Here is a 25,229-nt window from a genome sequence, read left to right on the forward strand (position 1 = left end):
GGTGTTGATAAGGCAGGCCACGCGATCCGTTGCGCGAATTGTTGCGATTCGTCGCAAACCTTCCATTTAAAATAAGCGAAAAGACAATCAGGCGGCGCGCGAAAGGCTGGGGTCCGCTGGCCGCGCTTCATATAGATGAGCTCGATTCGTCGAGCTGTTTTTTCTCGGCAAGGAGAACGCATGAGCTTGCGAGGCGGATGTTATTGCGGCGCCGTACGCTACGTTGCGAACGGCAAACCTTTCAACAGTACCTTGTGCCATTGCACCGATTGCCGCAGGGTATCCGGCGCGCCCGCGCTGGCCTGGTTCAGCGTCAAGTTTGCCGATCTGCACTGGACCGGTACGCCCACGCGTTTCTCTTCCAGCGCCGGCATCGAGCGCGGCTTCTGCCCGTCCTGCGGCACCACGCTGAGCTTCCACGACAGCCGCTGGCCTGAGGAAATCGACATCGCCACCGCCACCCTCGACGATCCTGAACAACTGCCGCCCGGCGACCATACCTTCGCGCGCAGCCGTCTCGGCTGGATGAAGCTGTGCGACGATCTGCCCGCCTACCCGACGACACGCTCGGCCGGCATGGGCTAGTGTCCTCGGGGCGCACCGTTGGCGCACTTTTAACGCTGTCGAAAAGGCAAGGCGCGTCAAGGAAATCACCCATCGAGCGGCGATTCTCCGTGTCACCGGACGGTATAATGGCCGGATGCAGAATCTCCTCCATAACCTCAATCCCGAACAACTTGCCGCCGTCACCCTGCCTCAGCAGAGTGCGCTGATCCTGGCTGGCGCCGGCTCTGGCAAGACCCGCGTGTTGACCACGCGCATCGCCTGGCTGATCCAGACCGGGCAGGTGTCGCCTGCCGGCATCATGGCGGTCACGTTCACGAACAAGGCCGCCAAGGAGATGCTGACCCGCCTGTCCGCCATGTTGCCCGTCAATACGCGCGGCATGTGGATCGGCACCTTCCACGGCCTGTGCAACCGCCTGCTGCGCACGCACTACCGCGACGCGGCGCTGCCCCAGACTTTCCAGATCCTCGACTCCCAGGACCAGCTGTCGCTCATCAAGCGCATGCTCAAGGCCCACAACGTCGACGACGAGAAGTACCCGGCCAAGAACCTGATGTATTTCATCAACAACGCGAAGGAGCAGGGCCTGCGCGCGGGGCAGATGGAGGCCTACGATCCGATCGAGCGCCGCATGGTCGAGCTGTACGAGCTCTACGACCAGCAATGCCAGCGCGAAGGCGTGGTCGACTTCGCCGAGCTGCTGCTGCGCTCCTACGAACTGCTGGCGCGCAACGCACCGCTGCGCCACCACTACCAGATGCGCTTCCGCCATATCCTGGTGGACGAGTTCCAGGATACCAACGACCTGCAATACAACCTGCTCAAGCTGCTGGCGGGGCAGGGCGAAGCGGGCGGCGGCGCGCTGTTCGCCGTGGGCGACGACGACCAGAGCATCTATGCCTTCCGCGGCGCGAACGTCGGCAACATGACGGCCTTCGAGCGCGACTTCCAGGTCAAGAACCTGATCAAGCTGGAGCAGAACTACCGTTCGCACGGCCACATCCTCGACAGCGCCAACTACCTGATCGCCAACAACGCCAAGCGCCTGGGCAAGAACCTGCGCACCGACGCGGGCCAGGGCGAGCAGGTGCGCGTCTACGAAGCCTCGTCCGACCTGGAAGAGGCGCAGTGGATCATCGAGGAAGCCAAGAGCCTGATGTCGGCCGGCATGCCGCGCAGCGAGATCGCCATCCTGTACCGCTCCAACGCGCAGAGCCGCGTGATCGAACATGCGCTGTTCGCGGCCGGCCTTCCCTACACCGTGTACGGCGGCCTGCGCTACTTCCAGCGTGCCGAGGTCAAGCACGCCATCGCTTATTTGCAGCTGATGGATAACCCGCACAACGACTCGGCTTTCCTGCGCGTGGTGAACTTCCCGACGCGCGGCATCGGCGTGCGCTCGATCGAGCAGCTGCAGATGGCGGCCGACACCTATGGCATTTCGCTGTACGCGGCGGTGCCCTACATGACCGGCAAGGCCGGTTCCTCGCTGGGCGCCTTCGTGAAGCTGGTCGAATCGGCGCGCTTCGAGACCCAGCAGCTGGCGCTCCCCGAATTGGTGCGCGTGGTGCTCGAGCGCAGCGGCCTGCTGCAGCACTACCAGAACGAGAAAGAGGGCGCGGACCGCATCGAGAACCTGGAGCAGATGGTCAACGCGGCCACCCAGTTCGTGCAGGAGGAAGGCTTCGGCGTCCAGGCGCCGGCCCACCTCGGCCCGCCGGCAGCGCCGCAGGCCGGCGAAGCCTTGCTCGACCAGGACGGCATCGAAGTGCTGGACGGCGGCGCGCCGCTGCCCACGGTGATGTCGCCATTGTCGGCCTTCCTGACCCACGCTTCGCTGGAAGCGGGCGACGCCCAGGCGCAAGCGGGCCAGGACGCGCTGCAGCTGATGACGGTGCACTCGGCCAAGGGCCTGGAATTCGACGCGGTGTTCATCACCGGCCTGGAAGAGGGCCTGTTCCCGCACGAGAGCAGCGCGCGTGAAACCGACGGCCTGGACGAGGAACGGCGCCTGATGTACGTGGCGATCACGCGCGCGCGCCGGCGCCTGTACATCAGCTTCACCCAGCAGCGCATGCTGCACGGCCAGACGCGCTTCAACATGAAGTCGCGCTTCCTGGAAGAGCTGCCGGAAGAGTCGCTCAAGTGGCTGTCGCCGCGCGTGCAGACCAACTGGTTCGCCGGACGCAAGTCGACGACGGCCTGGGACGATGCGGAATTCCGCAACGGCACCGACAACCGGATCGCGCAGCAGATCACCCAGAAGTCCAGCAACGGCGGCGGCAGCGGCTGGCGCGTGGGCGAGGCGGTATCGCACGCCAAGTTCGGCGAGGGTGTGATCGTGAATATCGAAGGCGGTGCGGGCGCGGCGCGTGCGCAGATCAACTTCGGCTCTGCCGGGATGAAGGTGCTCGACCTGTCGGTGGCGAAGCTGGAACGCTTGTCCCGTTAAATTTCACCACTACCTATAAAACGTCATTGCCGCCAGTGGCGGGAATGACGTTTACAGGGGGCGGGCCTGGCGTGTAGCGGTGACGGCGCTTACTTGGTCAAATCCACCTTCGCCGCCACATCCTGCACCTGCGGCTTCCCAAAAATCTCCCGATACGCCGCATACATCGCGCACTGCAGCAGCAGGATGAACAGGAACATCAGCCACATCAGCAAGACCCGCATGAGGTTGCTTCCACCCAGCAGCGCCGACAGCACCACCGTAATCGCAAAGAAAATACCGAACCAGGCCAGCAGCAGCACGATGAACACGCGGGCGCTGCGCAGCACGGCGAAGAAGCTGTAGAAGGCGGCTTTCCCCGCCGTCATCTTTTGCCAGTAGGTGAGCGGTCCCGCGAAGCACATCGCCATCATGCCCGCCAGGCTCAGCACGACGGTCAGGAACATGCTCAGCATGAAGGAAGCCGGCAGCATCACCGGCTGGCCGTCGGCGCGGCTCTGGCGCGCCATCTCCTGCAAGGCTTCCGGATCGATCGTGGTCTGCACCAGGATCAGCTGGATGACGCCAATGCCCAGGTAGACCAGGCCGATCTTGCACAGCGCCGCAAATGCCGGTTTGCGGAATCCCGTCAGCAGCACCCCGGGCGTGACCCGCTGGCCGTTCTCGATCATCAGGCAGGCCTGCATGAAGGCCATCGAGAACGACGGAATCAGCACCGCAACGATCAGGCCCCCGAGGAAGGGGATGGCGCTGATGGCGATGCTGATCAGGATGTTGGCGAAGAGCAGGGCGGTCAGCGCGGCAGGCTGTTGGCGAAACAGGCCGGCGCCTTGCTTGAGCCAGGTCCAGCCGGTAAGTGCAGGCAGTTTGTTCATGTAGGCAGTTCAGGCGCGGGGCTGTTGATGCGTTCGCGCAGGATGCGTTCGAAATGGGTGGGATCGTGCGGCGTGAGCAGCTCCGCCGCACGGGGAATATGCAGATCGTACAGGCGCGACAGCCAGAATCGCAAGGCGCCCGAGCGCAGCATGGGCTGCCATGCGGCCTGTTCGTCGGCCGTGAAGGGACGCACCGCATGGTAGGCATCGAGCAGGGCGCGCACGCGCGCCGCGTCCAGCACGCCCGTGGCCAGCTCGACGCACCAGTCGTTGACGGTGACGGCCACGTCGAACAGCCAGGTGTCGCAGCCGGCGAAATAGAAGTCGAAGCAGCCGGTCAGGCGCTCGCCTTCGAACATGACGTTGTTGCGGAACAGGTCGGCGTGCACCGGCCCGCGCGCCAGGCGGCCATAGGTGGCGCCGGCGGCGAAAGCCTGCTGGAAGGCGACTTCGTCGCGCAGCAGCGTGGCTTCGGTCTCGCTCAGGTAGGGCATGACTTGCGGCGCGGTGGCGCTCACCCAGTCCAGGCCGCGCAGGTTGGGCTGCTGCAGCGCGAAGTCCTGCGCCGCCAGGTGCATGCGCGCCAGCATGCGGCCCACTTCGGCGCAATGCACCGGCTGCGGATCGAGCTGGGAGGCGCCGCTCAGGCGGCTGACGATGATGGCCGGCTTGCCGTGCAGGGCCACCACCAGCTCGCCGTCCTGGTTGGGAACGGGGGCCGGCACCGGGATGCCGCGCTCGGCCAGGTGGCGCATCAATTGCACGTAGAAGGGAAGCTGCTCGAAACTCAGGTTCTCGAAAATCGTCAATACATACTCGCCCTGCTCGGTCGTCAGGAAGAAGTTGCTGTTGTCGATGCCGGAGGAAATGCCTTCGAGCCGGAGAGCCTGGCCGAGGGCGAATTGCTTGATCCACTGGGTAAGGTCATCCAGCGAGACCGCGGTGAAAACTGCCATGTGCTAGCAAAGTGTCAGGTGAGTGATGCTGGCGGCCGCCGCGCGGCCGCACAGGATTATTGTTTCCGGGTCTGTTCGAGCGGGGGCGGGGGCGGCGCTTCGGCGCGGGCCGGCGTACCGGGCTTGGCCGGGGCCGGGGCTACCGGCTGCTCGGTCGCACCCTGCTTCTTGGGATTGCCAAAATCGAACTCCATCACCTGCCATTGTGGGGCACGGATTGCACTGCTCTGGGCATCGCCTGGTTGGGCGTTGCCTGCTGGAACGTTGGGCTTCATGATGTAGCGGCTGGGGCCGCTTTGCACTTCCACCTCGGTGACCTGGCCATTCTGCTTTTTCTCCGTGATGCGGGTACGTTCTTTCGGCGGAATGGTGGTGGCCGGCACGTCGCTGCCCGGCTCGATACGGTCGAGTTTCGGCGGTTCCTGGCTCGGCGGTTGCTGCTGTTGCTGGGCTGCGGCGAGGCCGGAGGCAAGCAGACACAGCGTTAGGAGGGCGGAGCGGGAAGATGTGCGCAGCATGATGGTCACCTAGTGTCGTTTAGTCCATTTTAACAAACGGCGTCGCTTCCCTGTGAAAACTGTGTTTTGTCCCTATATAGAGACGAAGTCCCCGACGGGGAAGTTGTGCTTTCTCCAATCCGATTCTGCGATAATGCCGGACACCCGGCGCGCCGCTGTTGGCGCCTTTCGCCCCACCCAGATTTTCGCCCTATGGACAATACCCTGCTGCTCGTTGACGGTTCCAGTTATCTCTATCGCGCCTACCACGCGCTGCCCGACCTGCGCAGCCCGGACGGCTTCCCGACCGGCGCCATGCACGGCATGGTCAACATGCTGCGCCGCCTGCGCGCCGACTTCCCGGCGGCCTACATCGCCTGCGTGTTCGACGCCAAGGGCAAGACCTTCCGCGACGACCTTTATCCGGAATACAAGGCCACGCGCGCCTCGATGCCGGAAGACCTGGGCAAGCAGATCGAACCGATCCACGAAGTGGTGCGCCACATGGGCTGGCCGATCCTGATGGTCGAGGGCGTGGAAGCGGACGACGTGATCGGCACCCTGGCCGTGCAAGCCTACGCGCGCGGTATGAACACCGTGATCTCCACCGGCGACAAGGACCTGGCCCAGCTGGTCAACGACAAGGTCATGCTGATCAACACCATGACCAACGACAAACTCGACGAAGCGGGCGTGATCGCCAAGTTCGGCGTGCCGCCGAACCGCATCATCGACTACCTGACCCTGATCGGCGACACCGTCGACAACGTCCCCGGCGTGAACAAGTGCGGCCCCAAGACCGCGGTCAAGTGGCTGACCCTGCACGGCTCGCTCGACGGCGTGGTCGAGAACGCGCACAGCATCACCGGCGCGGTCGGCGAGAACCTGCGCGCGGCGCTCGAATGGCTGCCGAAGGGCCGCGAGCTGATCACCGTGAAGACCGACTGCGACCTGGCCGGGCACGTGATCTCGTTCGAGGAAACCCTGGTCGGCCGTCCCGAGGACGCCGAGGCCCTGCGCGACTTTTTCCAGCGCTACGGCTTCAAGACCATGCTGCGCGACCTGGGCGGCGGCGGACGTGCGGACGGCGCGGTCGCCCCTGCACGCGGCGCCGGCCCCGGCGGCGCCCCGCTGAATTCGCCGGAAGGCGCCAGCGGCCACCTGCCGGGCATGGCCATCATCAAGGGCGAGTACGAGACCGTGCTCACCGACGAACAACTGGACAAGTGGCTGGCCCTGGTCGACGCGGCCGAGCTGACCTCGGTCGACACCGAAACCACCTCGCTCGACCCGATGGCGGCCGAGATGGTCGGCATCTCGCTGTCGGTGGAAGCGGGCAAGGGCGCCTATATCCCGGTGGCGCACCGTTACGCCGGCGCGCCGGACCAGCTCTCGCGCGAGCACGTGCTGGAGCGCATGCGCCCCTGGCTGGAGAACCCGGACAAGCCCAAGCTCGGCCAGAATCTGAAGTACGACATGCACATCTTCGAGAACCACGGCGTCAAGCTGAAGGGGATCGTGCACGACACCCTGCTGCAGTCCTATGTCTTCGAGTCGCACAAGCCGCACGACATGGACACCATGGCCATGCGCCACCTGGGCTACACCACGATTCCTTTCGTCGACGTGTGCGGCAAGGGCGCCAACATGATCTGTTTCGACCAGGTCGAGCTGGGCCGCGCCACCGAATACGCGGCCGAGGATTCCGACATCACGCTGCGCCTGCACCAGACCATGCTGCCCCATGTCGAAAGCGACGCCGGCCTCACCCGCATCTACCGCGAGATCGAGATGCCGACCATGGAGGTGCTGCAGAAGATCGAGCGCAACGGCGTGCTGATCGACAGCGCGCTGCTCGAAGTGCAGTCGTCCGAACTGGGCAAGCGCCTGCAGGAGCTGGAACAGCAGGCGTACGAGCTGGCCGGCGGCCCCTTCAACCTGGGTTCGCCCAAGCAGATCGGCGAGATCTTCTTCGGTAAACTCCAGCTGCCGGTCATCAAGAAGACCGCCACCGGTGCACCCTCGACCGACGAAGAGGTGCTGCAGAAGCTGGCCGAGGATTACCCGCTGCCGAAGATCCTGCTCGAGCACCGCGGCATGTCCAAGCTGAAGTCGACCTATACCGACAAGCTGCCGAAGATGGTCAACCAGAAGACCGGCCGCGTGCACACCAACTATGCGCAGGCGGTGGCCATTACCGGCCGTCTGTCCTCGAACGAGCCGAACCTGCAGAACATTCCGGTGCGTACCGCCGAAGGCCGCCGCATCCGCGAAGCCTTCGTGGCGCCGCCGGGCAGCGTGATCGTCTCGGCCGACTACTCGCAGATCGAGCTGCGCATCATGGCGCACATCTCGGGCGACGCGGCGATGCTGAAGGCCTTCGCGGAAGGCGAGGACATCCACCGCGCCACCGCGGCCGAGATCTTCGGCGTGCCGGCCGAGGAAGTGCAGAGCGAGCAGCGCCGCTACGCCAAGGTCATCAACTTCGGCCTGATCTACGGCATGAGCGCCTTCGGCCTGGCCCAGAACCTGGGCATCGAGCGGGGCGCGGCGGCCAGCTACATCGACCGCTACTTCGCGCGCTTCTCGGGCGTGAAGCAGTACATGGACGAGACCCGCCTGCAGGCCAAGGCGCGCGGCTACGTCGAGACCGTGTTCGGCCGCCGCCTGTGGCTCCCGGAGATCAACTCCCCGAACGGCCCGCGCCGCGCCGGCGCCGAGCGCGCTGCAATTAATGCGCCGATGCAGGGCACGGCGGCGGACCTGATCAAGCTGGCCATGATCGCGGTGCAGGGCTGGATCGAGAGCGAGAAGCTGGCGACCCGCATGATCATGCAGGTGCATGACGAACTGGTGCTCGAAGTGCCGGAGGCGGAGCTGGAACTGGTGCGGGTCAAGCTGCCGGAATTGATGGCGGGCGTGGCCGAGCTGAAGGTGCCGCTGGTTGCAGAGACGGGCGTGGGCAAGAACTGGGAAGAGGCCCACTAATAGCGCCTCCATCACCGCTAACCCTAAAACCGTCGTTCCCGCGCAGGCGGGAACCTAAGTTCGTCGAGTAGCCGTAAACTTAGGTTCCCGCCTTCGCGGGAACGACGGGACGGCGGCTGCGGATCAAGCGTATGCCGATGGCGGAAACGCCATACACCCCCGCCACCGGCCAGAACATGTGCTCCACCGGCACCCAGGCCAGCATCACCCCGCCCAGCCCCGCACCCACCAGCGCCCCGGCCTTCGCCGCACTGTTCCCCGCCCCCAGCACCATTCCCTGTTCGCCACTGCCCGCCTCACGCGACAGCAGCCCGTAAAACACCGGCAGTAGCGCCGCCAGGCAGATGCCCCACATCAGCCGCACCAGCAGGACCAGCTCGATCCCGCGTGCCAAGGCCTGCAGCGCCACGATCCCCACGCACGCCCAGCAGATCCACTCCACCTGCCTCAGCACCTGCTGGCGCCCCAGCCTGTCGAAGCGCTTTCCCCAGAACGGCGCCGCAAGGCACAGCCCCAGCGCCGTTGCGCCATAGCACCAGCCGGTCGCCTGCCTGGACAAATGCAGCACATCGTCCGCATACAGCCCGAAGAAGCTCTGCGGCATCATCTTCCCGGCCTGGACCAGCACGATCCCCGACAACAGCCCGCCCATCACACCGTGCAGGACCGGGCTTTGGGATGCCTTGCCGGCAGCAGGAGCCGAGCGGAACCCGGACACCGCCGGGAGCACGAACGCCGCCACGACCGCGCAAGCCAGGCAGACGGCAGCCGCAGTCAGGTTCACCGTGCGGAAGCCCTGCACATCGAACAGCCAGCCGCCAGCCACCGGCCCGGCGACCGAGCCGATCGCCGTCGCCACCTGCAAGCGCGTCATCAGGATGGCGCGCTCCTGCCTCGACACCAGCGTCGTCCCGTAGGCCTGGGCCGCTGCGATGAATCCCGCCAGCGCCCCTTGCACGAGGCGGATGCACAGGATGAGCGCCACGCTGTCGGCCAGCGCAATCCAGCACTGGGTCGCCGCCAGTGCGAGCAGGGCGCGCAGGATCATCGGCTTGTGGCCCACCCGGTCGCCGAACCGCCCCCACCAGGGCGTGAAGCACATCGCCGTCACCATCGGCCCGGCGTAGGCGATGCCGCTGGCCCAGGCCAGGGTCTGAGGCGACAGGCTTTCCAGCGCGCGGAAATGCAGCGGCCAGAACGGACCGCTCATCTCCATCGCGCCCATCGAGACCAGCTGGATCGCGAACAGCCAACGGAGCGCTGGTGTCATGGCGTCGTCTTCAAGGGATTCGGCATGGTGCCGTGGACGTCGTCCGAGGTATCGCTCAGGCGCATGCGCAGGAAGGACTTGGCCGGCCAGTCTTCTTCGAGCAGGGCGCGGCGCTCGGTCTCCCAGCGCGACGGATCGGCGCGCCCGCGCAAGCGCTCGAAGGCCAGCTCCACCTCCTGCCGCAACACGCCCCAGTAGCGGGCCTGCGGATGCCCGTAGGTGCGCGACAGCAGCAGCGCCAGCTCCACGACGTGGCAGAGCAGCACCGCATGCAGCAGCTTGTCGCGCACGGGTTCGTCGGTCTCGTACACGGTGTGGCCGGGGCGGTAGGCCTCGAGCGTCAGGCCTGCGGCGCGCAATGTTGGGCCATGCACGCGCAGGTCGCCGAAGTCGCGCGCCAGCAGCTGCACCGGCTCGTAGCGCTCGTTCACCATGATGAAGCTGTTCTGCTGGTGGGCTTCGAAGGCGATGCCGTACAGCAGATAGGACGACAGCGTCGCGCCCAGGACGGTCGCGGCATAGCGCCGGAAGAAGGCGACGGCGCCGGCGGCATCGTCGCCGCAAGCCAGCGCCACCAGCTCGGTGACCAGCGGCCGGCCGCTGAACGGCGAATCCGCGAACAGGCTCCCGACAGGGATCGGGAACAGCTCCAGCGTGCGCTTGGCCATGGGATTGGCGCGGTACAGAATGGCCAGGTGGCGCGCCCGGTCGTCATTGCCGTCCGGGTCGATGTAGTGCACCCCGACGTCTTCGTGCACGATATCGAGCACGCCGCCGAAGCCGGCTTCGCGCTCGACGATCGTGCGCAGCAAACGAGTCAGGCGCGGGCCCATGACGGCCGACTTGGGCGACACGGTGCGCTGCACGCTGGTCAGGCGCAGCGATACCGGCAGCTTCATGTGCGGCAGCGCCGGCGAGCCCTCGGGAACGACGGTCCGGAACGACATGGTGGGCGTCGCCGCGATGGCGGCGTCCTGCAGCAGCAACAGGTCGCCGCGCGCGATGTCGGCGGCGAACTGCTGCGGGATCTGGCGAGCGGCCTGGTAGGGATGCAGGGGCAGGGGCAGCCATGCGGCGGCCTCCTCGCCGGCCGCGCGCAAGGCGTTCTCCCAGCGGCCCCAGGCTTGCGGGAAGGTGCGTGCGAACCAGGTGCGATAGCCCGTCTCGTCGCCGGCGAAAGCGACCTGCGCCCGGGTTGCGCGCAGCGCCGCCAGCGGCACGTCCAGCTGCGCCTGGAACTCGGGCGAGAGCGCCTTCACCTCCTCCTGCGACAGCCCGAGCTTGGTCTTGAAAGTGGGATGCCAGGGATGGCCGAGGGTGCCCCATTGTTCCAGCAGCAGCGCGGGATTGGCGTGGCCGCTCAGGCGCAAGGCCGCGATGAAGTGCTCGTGCACCGGCCCGAAGCTGTCGACCAGCTGCGGAGCCCAGGACTGCCTGTAGCGCAGGCACAGCACGTCGTTGTCCAGGCTGTTGTCGAGCTCCTGGACCAGCCTTTGCACATCCTCCGCCGCGGGTTGGCCGGGCAGGGAAGGTGCGATGCAGGCGAGCAGGGCGGAGGCGGTCGTGATGGGTTGAGGACCCTGTCCGCTGCGGAACCAGGCGATTGTCCCGTCGATCCGGCAATCGCCGATGCGGCCGAGCTGCAAGCCTTCGAAGCGCAGCATGGCTTGCTGCGGCCAGAGCGGGAGCCAGGCCACCCGGCCTTCGACGATCAGGTGCTCCCGATGCAACAGGTGTTCGCGGAACAAAGCCTGCAGCATGCGCTGCAAACCGCGGCGGCTGGCCTGCGCCAGCGCCAGAGCAGCGTCGGAATCGGCATGCGTATCGGAGATCGGTTTCAGGAGTGCGTTCATAGTTTGCCTTCTCGCATTTAACATTTGTATTAACGGGACGGCAAGATAACGTAAACGATAATGATTATCAATCGCATTCGAAGGCACGGCCGTGCTTTATGCGAATCGGGCAAAAATTTCCATGTGGAAATAATGAAACAGAATGCTTGGCTTATCTGTAAAGACTGTAAGCAAGTGTTTCAATGTGCGTTAGCTCACATAAAAGTTGCTTTTTGGAATGTTAGGATAGCCTCAACCGTCGACGTCCGGCGGATTCACAAGGTACGCATAACATGTCCAAGACCCCATTCCGTTTCGCCCTGATGGGCGCCTCCGCTCTCAGCGCCGCCGTTCTCGTCGCCTGTGGCGGCGGAGGCGGCGACTCGGCTCCGGCCGCGCCGGTCAGCACCATGGGCACCCTGGCCGTCTCGATGACCGACGCGCCGGCCTGCGGCTTCGACGCCGTCAACGTGACGGTCTCCAAGGTGCGCGTGCACCGCAGCGACACCGCGGCGGAAGGGGATACCGGCTGGACCGACATCACCCTGAGCCCGGCCAAGAAGGTCAACCTGCTGAACCTGACCAATGGCGTGCTCGAAGCCCTGGGCCAGACCTCGCTCGAAGCGGGGCGCTACACCCAGCTGCGCCTGGTGCTCGACAGCGCCGCTAATGCCAACACCGTCGTGCCGACCGGCGGCACCGCCGAGAAGGCGCTGGTCACCCCGAGCGGCATGCAGAGCGGCATCAAGCTGATCGGCCAGTTCGACGTGGCCGCCGGCCAGAAGAGCGACGTGGTGCTCGACTTCGACGCCTGCAAATCGGTCGTCACCCGCGGCCAGGGCAGCTATGCGCTCAAGCCCGTGGTCAAGGTCATTCCGGCTGCGATCAACGGCATCTCGGGCTTCGTCAGCACCGCGGTGCTGGGCAGCGGCGTACAGGTGTCGGCGCAGCAGAACGGCGTGATCGTGAGCTCCACCACCCCGAACGCCACCACCGGCGAATTCTTCCTGTCGCGCCTGGCGCCGGGCAGCTACGACGTCGTGCTGACCGCCGCCAACAGCGCCGCCAGCGTCATCGCCGCCGTGCCGGTCGCCTCGACCACCAGCACCACGGCCCTGAGCACCGCCGCAGCGCCGCTCGTGCTCGCACCGGGCAACACCGGCTCGATCGCCGGCACCGTCACCATGACCCCGGCCAGCAGCGAAGCAGCCTACGTCTCGGCCAAGCAGAGCTTCGCGTCCGGTCCGACCGTGACCATCAAGTACCAGGGCGCGGACCTGACGACCGGCGCCTACACCCTGGCCAACCTGCCGGTGGCCGCGCCCCAATACGCGACCTACAGCGCCACCCTGCCGCTGAGCTTCAGCGCCAGCACCGCCACCACGCCGGGTAAATACCGCGTCGAGGCGGCCGCGACGGGCTATGCCGTCAAGGGCGTGGATGCCGTGGACATCACCGCGGCCAACCAGAGCGGCGTGAATTTCACCCTGACGCCGTAAGCGACGCTGTAGAAGCTTCGGCTCTAGCGTGCGCCCCCGAGGTCTTTGCTAAACTAGCAAGCCTGTCCAACCGACTAAGGGGGTGAGCATGAAAGATCTCGTATCCGATGGCAGCAGCCTGGTGGGCGCCAGCGCTTTTGGCGACGGTGTCGACCGCCGCGGTATCGACCGCCGCGGCTTTATCAAGGCGGCGGTCGGCAGCGGTTTCGCCGCCGCCTCGCTGCCCGTCGTCGCCCAGACGATGATCAAGACCGACACCGACGGCCTCGACGCCGGCGACCACATCGTCGTCATCGACGGCCAGGATGTGCCGGTCTACCGCGCCCAACCCAAGGACCGCACCAACCTGCCGGTGGTGCTGGTCATCTCCGAAATCTTCGGCGTGCACGAACACATCAAGGACGTGACGCGCCGCTTCGCCAAGGCCGGCTACCTGGCCGTGGCTCCCGACCTGTTCGTGCGCCAGGGCGACGCCACCAAGGTGGCGAACATCGCCGACCTGATGCGCGACATCGTCTCCAGGACGCCGGACGCCCAAGTGATGTCCGACCTCGACACGGTCGTCAAGTGGACCAGGCAGCGCGGCGGCAATACCGACCGCCTGGGCATCACGGGCTTTTGCTGGGGCGGCCGCATCACCTGGCTGTACGCGGCGCACAACCCCAACGTGAAGGCCGGCGTGGCCTGGTACGGCCGCCTGGTGGGCGAGGCCTCCGCCAACCAGCCCAGGCATCCGATCGACATCGCCCAGAACCTCAAGGCGCCGGTGCTGGGCCTGTACGGCGCCAAGGACCAGGGCATTCCCCTGGAGTCGGTGGAACGCATGCGCAAGGCGCTCGACGCGGGCAACAGCCGTTCGAAGATCCACGTCTACCCGAATTCGGGACATGCCTTCAACGCCGACTACCGTCCCAGCTTCAACGCCGCCGACGCCAAGGACGGCTGGAGCAAGGCGCTCAACTGGTTCTCCACCCACGGCGTGGCCTGATCTTGCACGGCCGCGGGCCGGGGACGGTACAATCTCCGGTTTGCGGTTGTTCGCAAGACCAGTACAAGAGGCTTACAAATCGATCCCATTCTCGGCTCCATCCTGCTGGCGACCATGGTCGCCGGTGTCCTCAGCATCACCGGGGCGGCCATTTTTTCGTTCGCGCTGCTCTCGAAGGCGGTGGAGCGGATGGTCAGCCTGTCGGTGGGCATCATGCTCGCGACCTCGCTGCTGCATGCCTTGCCGGACGCCTTCGAATCCGGGGCCAATACGCGCAGCCTGTTCGCGACCCTGCTGGGGGGATTGCTGACCTTCTTCGTGCTCGAGAAGCTGGCGATCCTGCGCCATTCGCACCACCACGAGGGCGACGGGCATCATCACGCCCATGGGCACGACAAGCACGAGGCGGGCAAGTCCGGCTGGATGATCCTGCTGGGCGACGCGATGCACAACTTCACCGACGGCATCCTGATCGCGGCGGCCTTCCTGGCCAATCCTGAACTCGGGATCGTGACCGCGCTGGCGATTGTCGCGCACGAGATTCCGCAGGAGATCGGGGACTTCATCGTGCTGCTCAACGCGGGCTTTTCGCGCCTGCGCGCGTATGTGTTCAACCTGCTGTGCAGCCTGATGTCGGTGGCGGGGGGATTGCTGGGCTACTTCACGCTCGATAATGCGAGCGGGCTGATTCCCTACGTGCTGGTGTTCGCGTCGTCGGGGTTCATTTATATCGCGGTGGGGGATTTGATGCCGCAGATGCAGCGGCGGACGACGCCGCGGGAGTTTCTGCCGCAGGTGGCGCTGGTGGCGCTGGGGGTGGGTGTGGTGTTGGTGCTGAAGCGGCTGGTTTGAAGTTTGTAGCTGCTCGGCGAACTTAGGTTCCGGCCGAGGGGGACGCCGAGTCCCGGAACGACGGTTTTAGAGCTTGCCACTAACGCTTGAGTCGTCGTCCCGGCGAAGGCCGGGACCTAAGTTTGCGTGATCAATCAGAACCTTTAGCAACAGGCCGCGCCGCATCGCCCACCCACTCGCTCCACGACCCCGGATACAGCGCCGCACCCGGCATCCCCGCCACTTCCAGCGCCAGCAGGTTGTGGCAGGCGGTAACACCCGACCCGCACTGCATGATCGCCTTGGCCGGATCATCGATCACTTTCGAGAAGTCTTCACGCAGCTCTTCAGGCGACTTGAAGCGCCCATCCGCCTGCAGGTTATCCTTGAAAAAGCGATTCCGCGCCCCGGGAATATGCCCGCCCACCGGATCGATGGTCTCGTTCTCCCCGCGGAAGCGGTCTTGAGCGCGCGCATCGATGACGATGCGCTCGCCCTTGTCCAGGTTCTCCACCACCTCGGCCACCGTCACGGTCGGCACGAACGGCGCCCTGATCGTGAAGCGCCCCGGCGCGCGCGCCGGCACATCGGTCGTGAGCGGCTTGCCCAGCGACTGCCAGGCCGCCATGCCGCCGTCCAGCACCGCCACGGCCTCGTGGCCGAGCCAGCGCAGCATCCACCACAGGCGCGCCGCGTACATGCCGCCATGGGCATCGTAGGCCACGACCTGGGAATCGTCGTTCACGCCCCAGCTGCGCAGCAGCTCGGCCAGCGCTTCCTTGTCCGGCAGCGGATGACGGCCGCGGAAGGCGCCGTCCGTCCCGTACTTCGAGCCCGACAGCTCGGTTTCCATGTCGCCGAACACCGCGTTCGGCAGGTGGCCGATGGCGTAGCCTTCGCGGCCGGCGGACAGGTTCATCAGGTCGTGGCGGCAGTCCACCACGATCCAGTTCGGGTCGTCGATGTGGGCAGCCACATCCAGGGCGGTGATCAGGGTCTTGAACATACGGCTCCTCAGGTTTCGCTGGCGATCGGATCGGTCTTTTCCTGCACGGCCCCGCGGGCCGTCTTCTGCGTATTGTAGAACGTCGCGGCGATGCCGGAGGCGAGGATGACGCCGATGCCCAGCCAGACATGCCAGTCGAAGGTGTCGCCCCAAAGGGCCACACCCCACAGGCTGGAGAATACGATGCCGGTGTACTGCAGGTTGGCCACCACCAGCACCTTGCCCACGCGGTAGGCGCGCGTCATCGCCATCTGCGCCAGCAGGGCGGAGAAGCCGATCCCCAGCAGCAGCGCCGCGCTATATGGCGTATGCGCATGGAAGAGCGCGTCCTTCGGCCCGTCGCCCAGCAGCGTGCCGGCCAGGCCGGTCAGGGTTGTCGTGAGCGAGAAGTAGAACACCACGCGGTACTCCGGCTCGCCCATCTGCCCCAGCCTGCGCACCTGCATGTAGGCCATGGCCGAGATCACCGAGGAGCATACGCCGGCCATGCCGCCCAGCCACTGCTGGCTTTCGACGGCCGGCTGCAGCACCAGGATCACACCGACGAAGCTCATGCCGATCGCCAGCACCAGCGGCCATTCGGCATGCTTGGTGCCGATCCACCAGCCCATGGCGAACATCCACGCGGCGATCCAGATCGGCGCCATGTAGTTGAGCGTGACGGCGGTGGCCAGTGGCAGGCGGGTAATGGCGAAGAACCATAGCCACAGCGAGGTGACGCCGACGACGCTGCGCCAGATGTGGGCTTTCGGGAAGGGAGTCTTGAAGGTGCCGCCCTGGTGGCGCACCATCAGCATCAGCATGACCGTGCCGATCAGGCCTCGGTACATCAGGAGTTCGGAGGTGGAATAGAACTCGGAAGCCAGCTTCACACCCGCGCCCATGGCGGCAAATGCGAAGCTGGCGAACAACATCCAGAGAGAGGGCATCAGATTCCTAGATTACAGCTCCAGCTTGCTGCGGTACCACTCATGGAAGTGCTGCATCCCGTCTTCCATCGGCGACTGGTAGGGGCCGACTTCGTTGACGCCGCGCTGAAGCAGGATCTTGCGGCCGGCGTCCATGCGCAGCGCGATCTCGTCGTCCTCGACCGCGGTTTCCATGTAGGCGGCGCGCTCGGCCTCGACGAAGCCGCGCTCGAACAGCACGAACTCCTCGGGGTAGTAGAACTCGACCACGTTGCGCGTCTTCTGCGGGCCGACCGGCCACAGGGTCGACACCACCAGCACGTTCGGATACCACTCGACCATGATGTTCGGGTACAGGGTCAGCCAGATGGCGCCATACTTCGGCGGCTGGCCGTTGTTGAACTTCAGGACCTGTTCCTGCCACTTCTTGTAGGCGGGCGAGCCGGCCTTCTGCAGGGCGCGGTTCACGCCCACGGTCTGCACGCTGTAGTCGCGGCCGAATTCCCACTTCAGGTCGTCGCACGAGACGAAGTTGCCCAGTCCCGGGTGGAAGGGCTCGACGTGGTAATCCTCCAGGTAGACCTCGATGAAGGTCTTCCAGTTGTAGTCGCACTCGTGGATCTCGACGTGGTCGAACATATAGCCCGTGAAATCGAGGTCCTTCGTGACCTCCATGTTCTTGAGCTTGTCCATCACGTCGTAGCCGTTCTGCTCGAACAGCAGGCCGTTCCAGTTCTGGAGCGGCGTCTTCGACAGGTTCAGGCACGGCGTTTCCGCGAAATGCGGCGCGCCGATCAGTTCGCCCTTCAGGTCGTAGGTCCAGCGGTGCAGCGGGCACACGATATTGTTCGCGTTGCCGCGGCCATTGAACATCAGCGCCTGGCGGTGACGGCAGACGTTGGACAGGACTTCGATGCCGCCTGCATTACGCACGAGCATGCGGCCTTCGTGTTCGGAAGCGAGAGTCGCGAAATCACCGATTTCCGGGACCATCAGCTCATGGCCGATGTACCTCGGGCCCTTCTGAAACAGTTGCTGCATCTCGCGCTGCAGCAGCGCTTCGTCAAAGTAAACGTTTACCGGAAGCTGAGCGCAGGAGCGCGCCAGCTTGGCGTGGGTAGCCAGATCGGACATCCCAACCCCCCTTTAATTAATCGATACCAAAGAGAAGAAAGAATCCAAAGACCAGTATTTTGGAAAAAGGAATACGGTATTTCGGACAGAACCGGAGATTATACCGCGTAACAGGCTCTACAGTCTCGGACCTGCCCGGGAATGTGGCACGGGGGTGCACAAAAATTGCCTGAACGGCATCGTTTTCATGAGGAGGAAGGGGATTCGGCTAAAATATGGCCTGGTAAACTAGTTGCGGTAGGTGCAACGCGCGCACCCCTCGAAGAGTGGATTGATCTAAAATACGCGATTGGACCGACCCATGGCGCACAACTGATGCCGCCTTCACGAAACAATTCTATGTCAAACACGATTACCGCCGCGCCGCCCGCCTCCTTCGAGGAAGCCATGGCCGAGCTCGCCCAGCTGGTCACCCAGATGGAATCCGGCCAGTTGCCGCTGGAAGCTTCGGTCGCCGCCTATGCGCGTGGCTCGGAACTGGTGAAATACTGCGCCGCCCAGCTGGAAAAGGTCGAGGCCCAGGTCAAGGTCCTGGAAGGCGACATGCTCAAGCCGTTCTCGAACGGCGAGGAAGAGGGCGCGCAATGACGGAACTCGCCTTCAGCGCCTGGGTCCAGGACGTCCAGGCGGATGTCGAGCGCGCGCTCGAAACCTTCCTGCCCGAAGCCGCCGCCATCCCGCACAAGCTGAACGAAGCGATGCGCTACACCGCACTCGGCGGCGGCAAGCGCGTGCGCCCGCTGCTGGCCTACGCCAGCGGGGACCTGTTCGGCGCCGACCGCCGCGCGCTGGCGCGCGTTGCCTCGGCAGTGGAAATGATCCACGTGTATTCGCTGGTCCACGACGACATGCCCTGCATGGACGACGACGACCTGCGCCGCGGCAAGCCGACCGTGCACGTGGCCTATGACGAAGCGACCGCGCTGCTGGTCGGCGATGCGCTGCAGGCCCAGGCCTTCCAGGTGCTGGCCGAGGCCGACACCTTGCCGCCCGCGCGCCTCGTCGGCATGCTGCGCCTGCTGGCCGAAGCGGCCGGCTCCGCCGGCATGTGCGGCGGCCAGGCGATCGACCTGGACAGCGTCGGCCTGTCCCTGACCCGCGAAGAACTGGAGCGCATGCACCAGCTCAAGACCGGCGCCATGCTGCGCGTCTCGGTCATCCTCGGCGCCATGGCCGGCCGCGACCTGGAGCCGCGCGAGCTGGAAGCGCTGGCCACCTATTCGAAAGCCATCGGCCTGGCCTTCCAGGTGGTGGACGACGTGCTCGACGCGACGGCCGATTCGGCCACGCTCGGCAAGACCGCCGGCAAGGATGCCGCGGACAACAAGCCGACCTATGTGTCGATCCTTGGGCTGGAGCCGTCGCGGGCGCTGGCCGAGCAATTGCGGCGCGAAGCGCATGAGGCGCTGGCGCCATTCGGAGAACAAGCACAGCGGCTGCGCGAACTCGCGGACCTGATCGTGCAGCGGAAGGCATAAATGAAACTGCTAGAAACCATCAACGAACCCGCCGACCTGCGCCAGCTCCCGCGCACGCAACTGACCCCGCTCGCCCATGAGCTGCGCCAGTTCCTGCTGGACTCGGTCTCCAAGACCGGCGGGCACCTGTCGTCCAACCTGGGCACCGTCGAGCTGACCATCGCGCTGCACTACGTGTACAACACCCCGCGCGACCGCATCGTGTGGGACGTGGGCCACCAGACCTATTCGCACAAGATCCTCACCGGCCGCCGCGAGCGCATGCCGACCCTGCGCCAGCTGAACGGCCTGTCGGGCTTCCCGAAGCGCGACGAGAGCGAGTACGACACCTTCGGCACCGCCCACTCGTCGACCTCGATCTCGGCGGCCCTGGGCATGGCCCAGGCGGCCAAGCTGAAAGGCGAGGACCGCCACGCCATCGCCGTCATCGGCGACGGCTCCATGACCGCCGGCATGGCCTTCGAGGCCCTGAACAACGCGGGCGTGGAAGACGACATCAACCTGCTGGTGATCCTGAACGACAACGACATGTCGATCTCGCCGCCGGTGGGAGCGCTCAACCGCTACCTGGCGCGCCTGATGAGCGGCCAGTTCTACGCCGCCGCCAAGAACGTCGGCCGCAGCGTGCTGCCGGGACCGATGCTGGACCTGGCGCGCAAGCTGGAAGAACATGCCAAGGGCATGGTGGTCCCGGCCACGATGTTCGAGGAATTCGGCTTCAACTACATCGGCCCGATCGACGGCCACGACCTGGAATCCCTGATTCCGACCCTGGAGAACATCAAGAAGCTCAAGGGCCCGCAGTTCCTGCACGTGGTGACCAAGAAGGGCCAGGGCTACAAGCTGGCCGAGGCCGAGCCGATCCTGTACCACGGCACCGGCAAGTTCAATCCGGCGGAAGGCATCAAGCCGGCCAGCGCGCCGAGCAAGATCACCTACACCGAAGTGTTCGGCAACTGGCTGTGCGACATGGCGGCCGTCGACAAGCGCCTGGTCGGCATCACGCCGGCGATGCGCGAAGGCTCGGGGATGGTGCGCTTCCACCAGGAATACCCGTCGCGCTACTTCGACGTGGGCATCGCCGAGCAGCATTCGGTCACATTCGCCGGGGGCATTGCCACCGAAGGCTTGAAACCCGTCGTGGCGATCTACTCGACCTTCCTGCAGCGCGCCTACGACCAGCTGATCCACGACGTGGCGCTGCAGAACCTGGACGTGACCTTCGCGCTCGACCGCGCGGGCCTGGTGGGTGCCGACGGCGCGACCCACGCGGGCAACTACGACCTGGCCTACCTGCGCTGCATCCCGAACATGGTCGTCATGGCCGCGTCGGACGAGAACGAATGCCGCCAGATGCTGACCACGGGGTATCACTACCCGGGTCCGGCGGCGGTGCGCTATCCGCGCGGCGCCGGTGTCGGCGCGGCGATCCAGCAGGAGCTGAGCTCGATCGAGATCGGCAAGGGCGTGGTGCGCCGCGAGGGCAAGGACATCGCGATCCTGGCCTTCGGTTCGATGGTGGCGCCGAGCCTGGCGGCCGGCGAAGAGCTGAACGCGACCGTGGCCAATATGCGCTTCGTGAAGCCGCTGGATGTGGAGCTGGTCAAGCGCCTGGCGAAAGATCACGAGTACATCGTGACGGTGGAAGAGGGCTGCATCATGGGCGGCGCGGGCGCTGCCGTGGCCGAAGCGCTGGCCGCTGAGGGCCTGGCCAAGAAGGTGCTGATGCTGGGCTTGCCGGACAAGTTCATCGACCAGGGCGATCCTGCGGCGCTGCTGGCCTCGGTGGGGCTGGATGCCAAAGGCATCGCGGCGTCGATTCGCCAGCGGTTTGCGGGTGGGGAGCCGAGGCTGGTGGTCAACAATATCTGACGCTGAGCGTCCAGATGCAAAAAGGGGTTCTGTGCGTAAGCCAGAACCCCTTTTTCATTGTTACCCCCAAAACCGTCGTACGCGCCACTGGCGCCTACGACTTCCGGCGAAGGCCGGAATGACGGTTTTGGGGGTAACGCAACGCTCAAGCTTTGCCGAACAGCGTCTCCGCCCGCTGATACAAAATCCACGACGTCGCAATATACTTGTCCCCGCTCGTCGGCACATGCCCCTTGTGCGTATGCGTGAACCCCGCCGGCGCGATCACCAGCCGTCCCTTCTTCGGCGCGATCTTGCGCTGCTGGTACAGGAACTCGGTCTCCCCGCCTTCCTCCACATCGTTCAGGTAGAACTGCCACAGCAGCACCCGGTGCAGCGTCTCGCACGAGGCATTCTGCGGGTAAATCTCCGAATGCCAGTGGTGATATCCGCCCGATCCCTTCATGTACTTCTGCAGGTTGATCGTGCCCGGCCGGTACAGGGTGCGCATCAGCTCCTCGAGATGCGGCTTGCCCACCTCGTCGAAGTTCTCCATCGACAGCGCCGTCGGCTTGCCGGTCTGCGGATGGGCCAGGGAAGGGGAGAGCGAGCCCATTACCAGCATGCGGTAACGGTCGATGTACTCTTCCAGGTGGCGCGACATGGTCTGCAGCAGCATCCCGCTCACGTCGTTCCACTCCGGGAACTGGGTGATCGTGATGTCGTAGCTGTCCTTCTTTTCCACGTCCACGCCCATGCCGGTGCGCCCGCGCCCCACCTTGTCGCTGGCGTCGAAACGCGCCACCAGGGCGTCGCACTGCTCCGGGCTCAGGGCGCCGTCATACACTCCGATAAAGTCGTCCACCGCTGCCGTCTCCGTAGTTGTTGTAAGTGTAAATCTCAGCCGCGCTTGCGCTCGTGCTGCCACAGCACGTCCGAGCCGCCCGCGAAGCGGTTCAGCACGCGCGCCAGCACGAACATCAGGTCCGACAGGCGGTTCACGTATTGACGCGGATGAGCGTGGATCTCCTCGGCCTTGGACAGCGCCACGATGGCGCGCTCGGCGCGGCGGCACACGGTGCGGCACACGTGAGCGGTCGCGGCGGCGCGCGAGCCGGCCGGCAGGATGAATTCCTTCAGGATCGGCAGGTCGGCGTTGTACTTCTCCAGCAGGCCGTCCAGGCGCGCCACATGCTCTTCCTTGATCATCTGGTAGCCGGGGATGCACAGCTCGCCGCCCAGGTCGAACAGGTCGTGCTGGATCGAGACCAGCTCTTCGCGCAGCTCGGCCGGCATCTCTTCGCACAGCAGCAGGCCGACGAAGGAGTTCAGCTCGTCCACTTCGCCGAGCGCATGGATGCGCGCGCTGTCCTTGCCGGTACGGCTGCCGTCACCCAGCCCGGTGCTGCCGTCGTCGCCGGTGCGCGTCGCGATTTTAGAAAGTCGATTGCCCATGATGATTTGTAATGTACAGTGTTAAAAAAACGATAGGCCGAGCATACGACAAATCGCAGCAATTGTGCTTACAATCAGACCATGTCCGCCCCCATTTCCGCATCAGATTCAAGCCATGCCGAACGACGGCAGCAGGTCGCCAGCGCCCTGCGTGAGCGGCTTCCCGACGGCCGCGTGCTCTCCGACCCCGAAGATACCCGTCCGTACGAATGCGACGGCCTGGCCGCCTACCGCCAGCTGCCCCTGATCGTCACCCTGCCGTCCAGCGAAGCCGAAGTGCTGGCGATCATGGATGTGTGCCGCGAACTGAACGTGCCCATCGTTCCGCGCGGCGCCGGCACCGGCCTGTCGGGCGGGGCGCTGCCGATCGCGGATGGCGTGGTGATCTCGACCGCGCGCATGAACCGCATCGAACGCGTCGACGCCTATGCGCGCACCGCCGTCGTGCAGCCGGGCGTGCGCAACCTGGCGATCTCGGAAGCGGCGGCTCCCTTCGGCCTGTATTACGCGCCCGACCCGTCCTCGCAGATCGCCTGCACCATCGGCGGCAACGTGGCCGAGAATTCGGGCGGCGTGCACTGCCTCAAGTACGGTCTGACGGTCCACAACGTGCTGCGCGTGCGCGTCGCCACCATCGACGGCGAGATCGTCGAGCTGGGCGGCGAAAGCCTGGACGCGCCGGGCCTGGACCTGCTGGCCGTGTTCATCGGCTCGGAGGGCATGCTCGGCATCGTCACCGAGGTGACGGTCAAGCTGGTGCCGAAACCCGCCGTGGCCCAGGTCATCATGGCCTCCTTCGACGACGTGGTCACTGCCGGCAACGCGGTGGCCAACGTCATCGCCGCCGGCATCATCCCGGCCGGCCTGGAAATGATGGACCGCACCTCGGTGCGCATGGTCGAGCCTTTCGTCAAGGCCGGCTACGACCAGGACGCGGCCGCCATCCTGCTGTGCGAGGCGGACGGCACGGCGCTGGAAGTGGCCGAGGAAATCGAACGCATGAGCGCGGTGCTGGAAAAGGCTGGGGCGACGGCCATCGCCGTGTCGCAGAGCGAAGCCGAGCGCGTGCGCTTCTGGTCCGGACGCAAGAACGCCTTCCCGGCGGCGGGCCGCATCTCGCCCGACTACTACTGCATGGACGGCACCATCCCGCGCAAGCAGCTGGCGCGGGTGCTCTCGGCCATCGAGGGCATGGAACAGACTTTTGGCCTGCGCTGCGCCAACGTGTTCCATGCGGGCGACGGCAACATGCATCCGCTGATCCTGTTCGACGCCAACCAGCCGGGCGAATTCGAGCGCGCCGAAGCCTTCGGCGCCGCCATCCTGGCGCTGTGCGTGGAAGTGGGCGGCACTATCACCGGCGAGCATGGCGTGGGCATGGAGAAGATCAATTCGATGTGCGTGCAGTTCGGCCGCAAGGAGCTGGACGCCTTCTTCGAGGTCAAGCGCGCCTTCGACCCGCTCATGCTGCTCAACCCGGACAAGGCGATCCCCACGCCGCACCGCTGCGCCGAATTCGGCAAACTGCACGTCCATGGCGGCGAGCTGCCGTTCCCGGACCTTCCGCGTTTCTGAGAGAGCCATCATGCAGTCGATCGAACAACTACAGGAACGGGTGCGGGAAGCCGCCGCCAAGGGCCACAAGCTGCGCATCCGCGGCGGCGGCACCAAGGACTGGTACGGCCAGCGCCTGGAGGGCGAGATCCTCGACACGCGCGGCCACGCCGGCATCGTCGATTACGAGCCCACCGAACTCGTCATCACCGCGCGCTGCGGCACGCCGCTGCGCGAGATCGAAGCCGTGCTGGCCGAACGCAAGCAGATGCTGGCCTTCGAACCGCCGCACTTCGGCTCCGACGCCACCCTGGGCGGCGCCATCGCGGCCGGCCTGTCGGGCCCGCGCCGCGCGGCGAGCGGCGCCGTGCGCGACTTCGTGCTGGGCGCCAAGCTGCTGGACGGGAAGGGCGAGGTGCTGGGCTTCGGCGGCCAGGTGATGAAGAACGTGGCCGGCTATGACGTCTCGCGCCTGCTGGCCGGTTCGCTCGGCACCTTGGGCGTGCTGCTGGAGATCTCGGTCAAGGTGTTGCCGCGTCCCTTCGCCGAAACCACGCTGCGCTTCCGCATGAGCGAGATCGACGCCATCCGCAAGCTCAACGAATGGGGCGGCCAGCCGCTGCCGGTGTCGAGCAGCTGCTGGCACGACGGCGTGCTGGCGCTGCGCCTGTCTGGCGCCCAGGCGGCGGTCGATGCCGCCGTGCGCTCGCTCGGCGGCGAAGTCATGAACGATTGCGGGCCGTTCTGGGCCAGCCTGCGCGAGCAGCGCCACCCCTTCTTCGCCGGCGAGGGCGCGCTGTGGCGCTTGTCGGTTCCCTCGACGACGGGCGCCATCGTGCTCGGCGGCTCCCAGCTGATCGAATGGGGTGGGGCGCAGCGCTGGCTGCGCGCCGGCGGCGATGCTGATAGCGCCGCCACGATCCGCCGCACCGTGAGCGCCTGCGGCGGCCACGCGACCCTGTTCTGCGGCGGCGACAAGAGCGTGGGCGTGTTCCTGCCCCTGCAGCCGGCGCTGGCCAGGATCCACGAACGCCTGAAGGCCTCTTTCGATCCGTCGAACGTGTTCAACCCGGGACGGATGTACTGAC

General features: G+C 65.7%; 21 protein-coding genes. 11 read left to right on the forward strand and 10 right to left on the reverse strand.

The window, feature by feature from the left end; all coding sequences use genetic code 11:
- Window positions 1-180 precede the first annotated feature (180 nt).
- Window positions 181-585, forward strand: coding sequence for a GFA family protein (locus tag KBW95_RS06625; protein ID WP_211526154.1), 405 nt, complete (start codon window positions 181-183; stop codon window positions 583-585).
- A 115-nt stretch (window positions 586-700) separates the two neighbouring features.
- Complete coding sequence (locus tag KBW95_RS06630) at window positions 701-3,019, forward strand: UvrD-helicase domain-containing protein (protein WP_211526153.1); 2,319 nt, start codon at window positions 701-703, stop codon at window positions 3,017-3,019.
- Window positions 3,020-3,108: 89 nt separating this feature from the next.
- Here the strand turns inward: KBW95_RS06630 and KBW95_RS06635 are convergent, their stop codons facing one another.
- Genes KBW95_RS06635 through KBW95_RS06645 form a run of 3 tightly spaced genes read right to left on the reverse strand, consistent with a single transcriptional unit; the run spans window position 3,109 to window position 5,368 of the window.
- Window positions 3,109-3,894, reverse strand: a complete 786-nt coding sequence (locus KBW95_RS06635; RefSeq protein WP_211526152.1) for a BPSS1780 family membrane protein — start codon at window positions 3,892-3,894, stop codon at window positions 3,109-3,111.
- A complete protein-coding gene (locus KBW95_RS06640; RefSeq protein WP_211527776.1) occupies window positions 3,891-4,850 on the reverse strand; it encodes a homoserine kinase in 960 nt (319 codons plus the stop codon). The genes KBW95_RS06635 and KBW95_RS06640 overlap by 4 nt, the downstream gene beginning before the upstream one ends.
- Window positions 4,851-4,906: 56 nt before the next feature.
- On the reverse strand, window positions 4,907-5,368 hold the full coding sequence (locus tag KBW95_RS06645) for a hypothetical protein (protein WP_211526157.1): 462 nt from the start codon (window positions 5,366-5,368) through the stop codon (window positions 4,907-4,909).
- A 192-nt stretch (window positions 5,369-5,560) separates the two neighbouring features.
- Between KBW95_RS06645 and polA the strand changes: the two genes are divergently transcribed.
- Window positions 5,561-8,335, forward strand: a complete 2,775-nt coding sequence (gene polA / locus KBW95_RS06650; RefSeq protein ID WP_211527778.1) for a DNA polymerase I — start codon at window positions 5,561-5,563, stop codon at window positions 8,333-8,335.
- 79 nt (window positions 8,336-8,414) lie between these two features.
- Here polA and KBW95_RS06655 read toward each other — a convergent pair whose 3' ends face one another.
- Together KBW95_RS06655 and KBW95_RS06660 are read right to left on the reverse strand one after the other, a co-directional pair.
- Window positions 8,415-9,605 carry an MFS transporter gene (locus tag KBW95_RS06655; RefSeq protein WP_211526149.1) on the reverse strand — a complete coding sequence of 397 codons (1,191 nt, stop codon included), beginning with the start codon at window positions 9,603-9,605 and terminating at the stop codon, window positions 8,415-8,417.
- Window positions 9,602-11,458 carry an IucA/IucC family siderophore biosynthesis protein gene (locus KBW95_RS06660; protein ID WP_211526148.1) on the reverse strand — a complete coding sequence of 619 codons (1,857 nt, stop codon included), beginning with the start codon at window positions 11,456-11,458 and terminating at the stop codon, window positions 9,602-9,604. The genes KBW95_RS06655 and KBW95_RS06660 overlap by 4 nt, the downstream gene beginning before the upstream one ends.
- 272 nt (window positions 11,459-11,730) lie before the next feature.
- Here KBW95_RS06660 and KBW95_RS06665 point away from each other — a divergent pair, with 272 nt between their 5' ends.
- The 3 genes from KBW95_RS06665 (at window position 11,731) to KBW95_RS06675 (ending at window position 14,776) form a co-directional block, all read left to right on the forward strand.
- The gene (locus tag KBW95_RS06665) at window positions 11,731-12,936 is read left to right on the forward strand and encodes a DUF4382 domain-containing protein (protein WP_229429585.1); all 1,206 of its coding nucleotides are present in this window, start codon (window positions 11,731-11,733) and stop codon (window positions 12,934-12,936) included.
- Between the two features lie 88 nt (window positions 12,937-13,024).
- Window positions 13,025-13,924 (forward strand): dienelactone hydrolase family protein, encoded by a 900-nt coding sequence (locus tag KBW95_RS06670; RefSeq protein ID WP_211526147.1) that lies wholly within the window; start codon window positions 13,025-13,027, stop codon window positions 13,922-13,924.
- 114 nt (window positions 13,925-14,038) lie between these two features.
- Entirely contained in the window at window positions 14,039-14,776 is a 738-nt protein-coding gene (locus KBW95_RS06675) for a ZIP family metal transporter (RefSeq protein ID WP_211526146.1), read from the forward strand.
- A 130-nt stretch (window positions 14,777-14,906) separates the two neighbouring features.
- Here KBW95_RS06675 and KBW95_RS06680 read toward each other — a convergent pair whose 3' ends face one another.
- The 3 genes from KBW95_RS06680 to KBW95_RS06690 are packed head-to-tail and all read right to left on the reverse strand — an operon-like array spanning window position 14,907 to window position 17,803.
- Entirely contained in the window at window positions 14,907-15,761 is an 855-nt protein-coding gene (locus tag KBW95_RS06680; RefSeq protein WP_211527780.1) for a sulfurtransferase, read from the reverse strand.
- A gap of 8 nt (window positions 15,762-15,769) precedes the next feature.
- Window positions 15,770-16,690: a DMT family transporter gene (locus tag KBW95_RS06685; RefSeq protein WP_211527782.1), complete on the reverse strand. Its 921-nt coding sequence runs from the start codon at window positions 16,688-16,690 to the stop codon at window positions 15,770-15,772.
- A 12-nt stretch (window positions 16,691-16,702) separates the two neighbouring features.
- Window positions 16,703-17,803: an aromatic ring-hydroxylating dioxygenase subunit alpha gene (locus KBW95_RS06690; RefSeq protein ID WP_211526143.1), complete on the reverse strand. Its 1,101-nt coding sequence runs from the start codon at window positions 17,801-17,803 to the stop codon at window positions 16,703-16,705.
- 339 nt (window positions 17,804-18,142) lie between these two features.
- Between KBW95_RS06690 and KBW95_RS06695 the strand changes: the two genes are divergently transcribed.
- The 3 genes from KBW95_RS06695 to dxs are packed head-to-tail and all read left to right on the forward strand — an operon-like array spanning window position 18,143 to window position 21,153.
- Window positions 18,143-18,391, forward strand: coding sequence for an exodeoxyribonuclease VII small subunit (locus KBW95_RS06695; protein WP_211526142.1), 249 nt, complete (start codon window positions 18,143-18,145; stop codon window positions 18,389-18,391).
- Complete coding sequence (locus tag KBW95_RS06700) at window positions 18,388-19,281, forward strand: polyprenyl synthetase family protein (RefSeq protein WP_211527784.1); 894 nt, start codon at window positions 18,388-18,390, stop codon at window positions 19,279-19,281. Before KBW95_RS06695 ends, KBW95_RS06700 begins: the two co-directional genes overlap by 4 nt.
- Entirely contained in the window at window positions 19,282-21,153 is a 1,872-nt protein-coding gene (dxs, locus tag KBW95_RS06705; RefSeq protein ID WP_211526140.1) for a 1-deoxy-D-xylulose-5-phosphate synthase, read from the forward strand. It abuts the gene before it with no gap.
- 145 nt (window positions 21,154-21,298) lie between these two features.
- On the opposite strand, the gene KBW95_RS06710 is transcribed toward dxs, so the two are convergent.
- The gene (locus KBW95_RS06710; protein ID WP_211527786.1) at window positions 21,299-21,997 is read right to left on the reverse strand and encodes a 2OG-Fe(II) oxygenase; all 699 of its coding nucleotides are present in this window, start codon (window positions 21,995-21,997) and stop codon (window positions 21,299-21,301) included.
- A 35-nt stretch (window positions 21,998-22,032) separates the two neighbouring features.
- A complete protein-coding gene (locus KBW95_RS06715) occupies window positions 22,033-22,587 on the reverse strand; it encodes a cob(I)yrinic acid a,c-diamide adenosyltransferase (protein ID WP_211526138.1) in 555 nt (184 codons plus the stop codon).
- An 81-nt stretch (window positions 22,588-22,668) separates the two neighbouring features.
- Between KBW95_RS06715 and KBW95_RS06720 the strand changes: the two genes are divergently transcribed.
- Together KBW95_RS06720 and glcE are read left to right on the forward strand one after the other, a co-directional pair.
- Complete coding sequence (locus KBW95_RS06720; RefSeq protein WP_211526137.1) at window positions 22,669-24,162, forward strand: FAD-linked oxidase C-terminal domain-containing protein; 1,494 nt, start codon at window positions 22,669-22,671, stop codon at window positions 24,160-24,162.
- Between the two features lie 10 nt (window positions 24,163-24,172).
- Window positions 24,173-25,228, forward strand: coding sequence for a glycolate oxidase subunit GlcE (glcE, locus tag KBW95_RS06725; protein WP_211527788.1), 1,056 nt, complete (start codon window positions 24,173-24,175; stop codon window positions 25,226-25,228).
- Window position 25,229 lies beyond the last annotated feature (1 nt).

Source organism: Massilia sp. ZL223, assembly GCF_018119395.1.
Classification (GTDB): Bacteria; Pseudomonadota; Gammaproteobacteria; order Burkholderiales; family Burkholderiaceae_D; genus Telluria.

Coding starts and splice junctions, on each gene's coding strand:
- KBW95_RS06625 (WP_211526154.1), top strand. CDS start 181: ATGAGCTTGCGAGGCGGATGTTATTGCGGCGCCGTACGCTACGTTGCG.
- KBW95_RS06630 (WP_211526153.1), top strand. CDS start 701: ATGCAGAATCTCCTCCATAACCTCAATCCCGAACAACTTGCCGCCGTC.
- KBW95_RS06635 (WP_211526152.1), bottom strand. CDS start 3,894: ATGAACAAACTGCCTGCACTTACCGGCTGGACCTGGCTCAAGCAAGGC.
- KBW95_RS06640 (WP_211527776.1), bottom strand. CDS start 4,850: ATGGCAGTTTTCACCGCGGTCTCGCTGGATGACCTTACCCAGTGGATC.
- KBW95_RS06645 (WP_211526157.1), bottom strand. CDS start 5,368: ATGCTGCGCACATCTTCCCGCTCCGCCCTCCTAACGCTGTGTCTGCTT.
- polA (WP_211527778.1), top strand. CDS start 5,561: ATGGACAATACCCTGCTGCTCGTTGACGGTTCCAGTTATCTCTATCGC.
- KBW95_RS06655 (WP_211526149.1), bottom strand. CDS start 9,605: ATGACACCAGCGCTCCGTTGGCTGTTCGCGATCCAGCTGGTCTCGATG.
- KBW95_RS06660 (WP_211526148.1), bottom strand. CDS start 11,458: ATGAACGCACTCCTGAAACCGATCTCCGATACGCATGCCGATTCCGAC.
- KBW95_RS06665 (WP_229429585.1), top strand. CDS start 11,731: ATGTCCAAGACCCCATTCCGTTTCGCCCTGATGGGCGCCTCCGCTCTC.
- KBW95_RS06670 (WP_211526147.1), top strand. CDS start 13,025: ATGAAAGATCTCGTATCCGATGGCAGCAGCCTGGTGGGCGCCAGCGCT.
- KBW95_RS06675 (WP_211526146.1), top strand. CDS start 14,039: ATGGTCGCCGGTGTCCTCAGCATCACCGGGGCGGCCATTTTTTCGTTC.
- KBW95_RS06680 (WP_211527780.1), bottom strand. CDS start 15,761: ATGTTCAAGACCCTGATCACCGCCCTGGATGTGGCTGCCCACATCGAC.
- KBW95_RS06685 (WP_211527782.1), bottom strand. CDS start 16,690: ATGCCCTCTCTCTGGATGTTGTTCGCCAGCTTCGCATTTGCCGCCATG.
- KBW95_RS06690 (WP_211526143.1), bottom strand. CDS start 17,803: ATGTCCGATCTGGCTACCCACGCCAAGCTGGCGCGCTCCTGCGCTCAG.
- KBW95_RS06695 (WP_211526142.1), top strand. CDS start 18,143: ATGTCAAACACGATTACCGCCGCGCCGCCCGCCTCCTTCGAGGAAGCC.
- KBW95_RS06700 (WP_211527784.1), top strand. CDS start 18,388: ATGACGGAACTCGCCTTCAGCGCCTGGGTCCAGGACGTCCAGGCGGAT.
- dxs (WP_211526140.1), top strand. CDS start 19,282: ATGAAACTGCTAGAAACCATCAACGAACCCGCCGACCTGCGCCAGCTC.
- KBW95_RS06715 (WP_211526138.1), bottom strand. CDS start 22,587: ATGGGCAATCGACTTTCTAAAATCGCGACGCGCACCGGCGACGACGGC.
- KBW95_RS06720 (WP_211526137.1), top strand. CDS start 22,669: ATGTCCGCCCCCATTTCCGCATCAGATTCAAGCCATGCCGAACGACGG.
- glcE (WP_211527788.1), top strand. CDS start 24,173: ATGCAGTCGATCGAACAACTACAGGAACGGGTGCGGGAAGCCGCCGCC.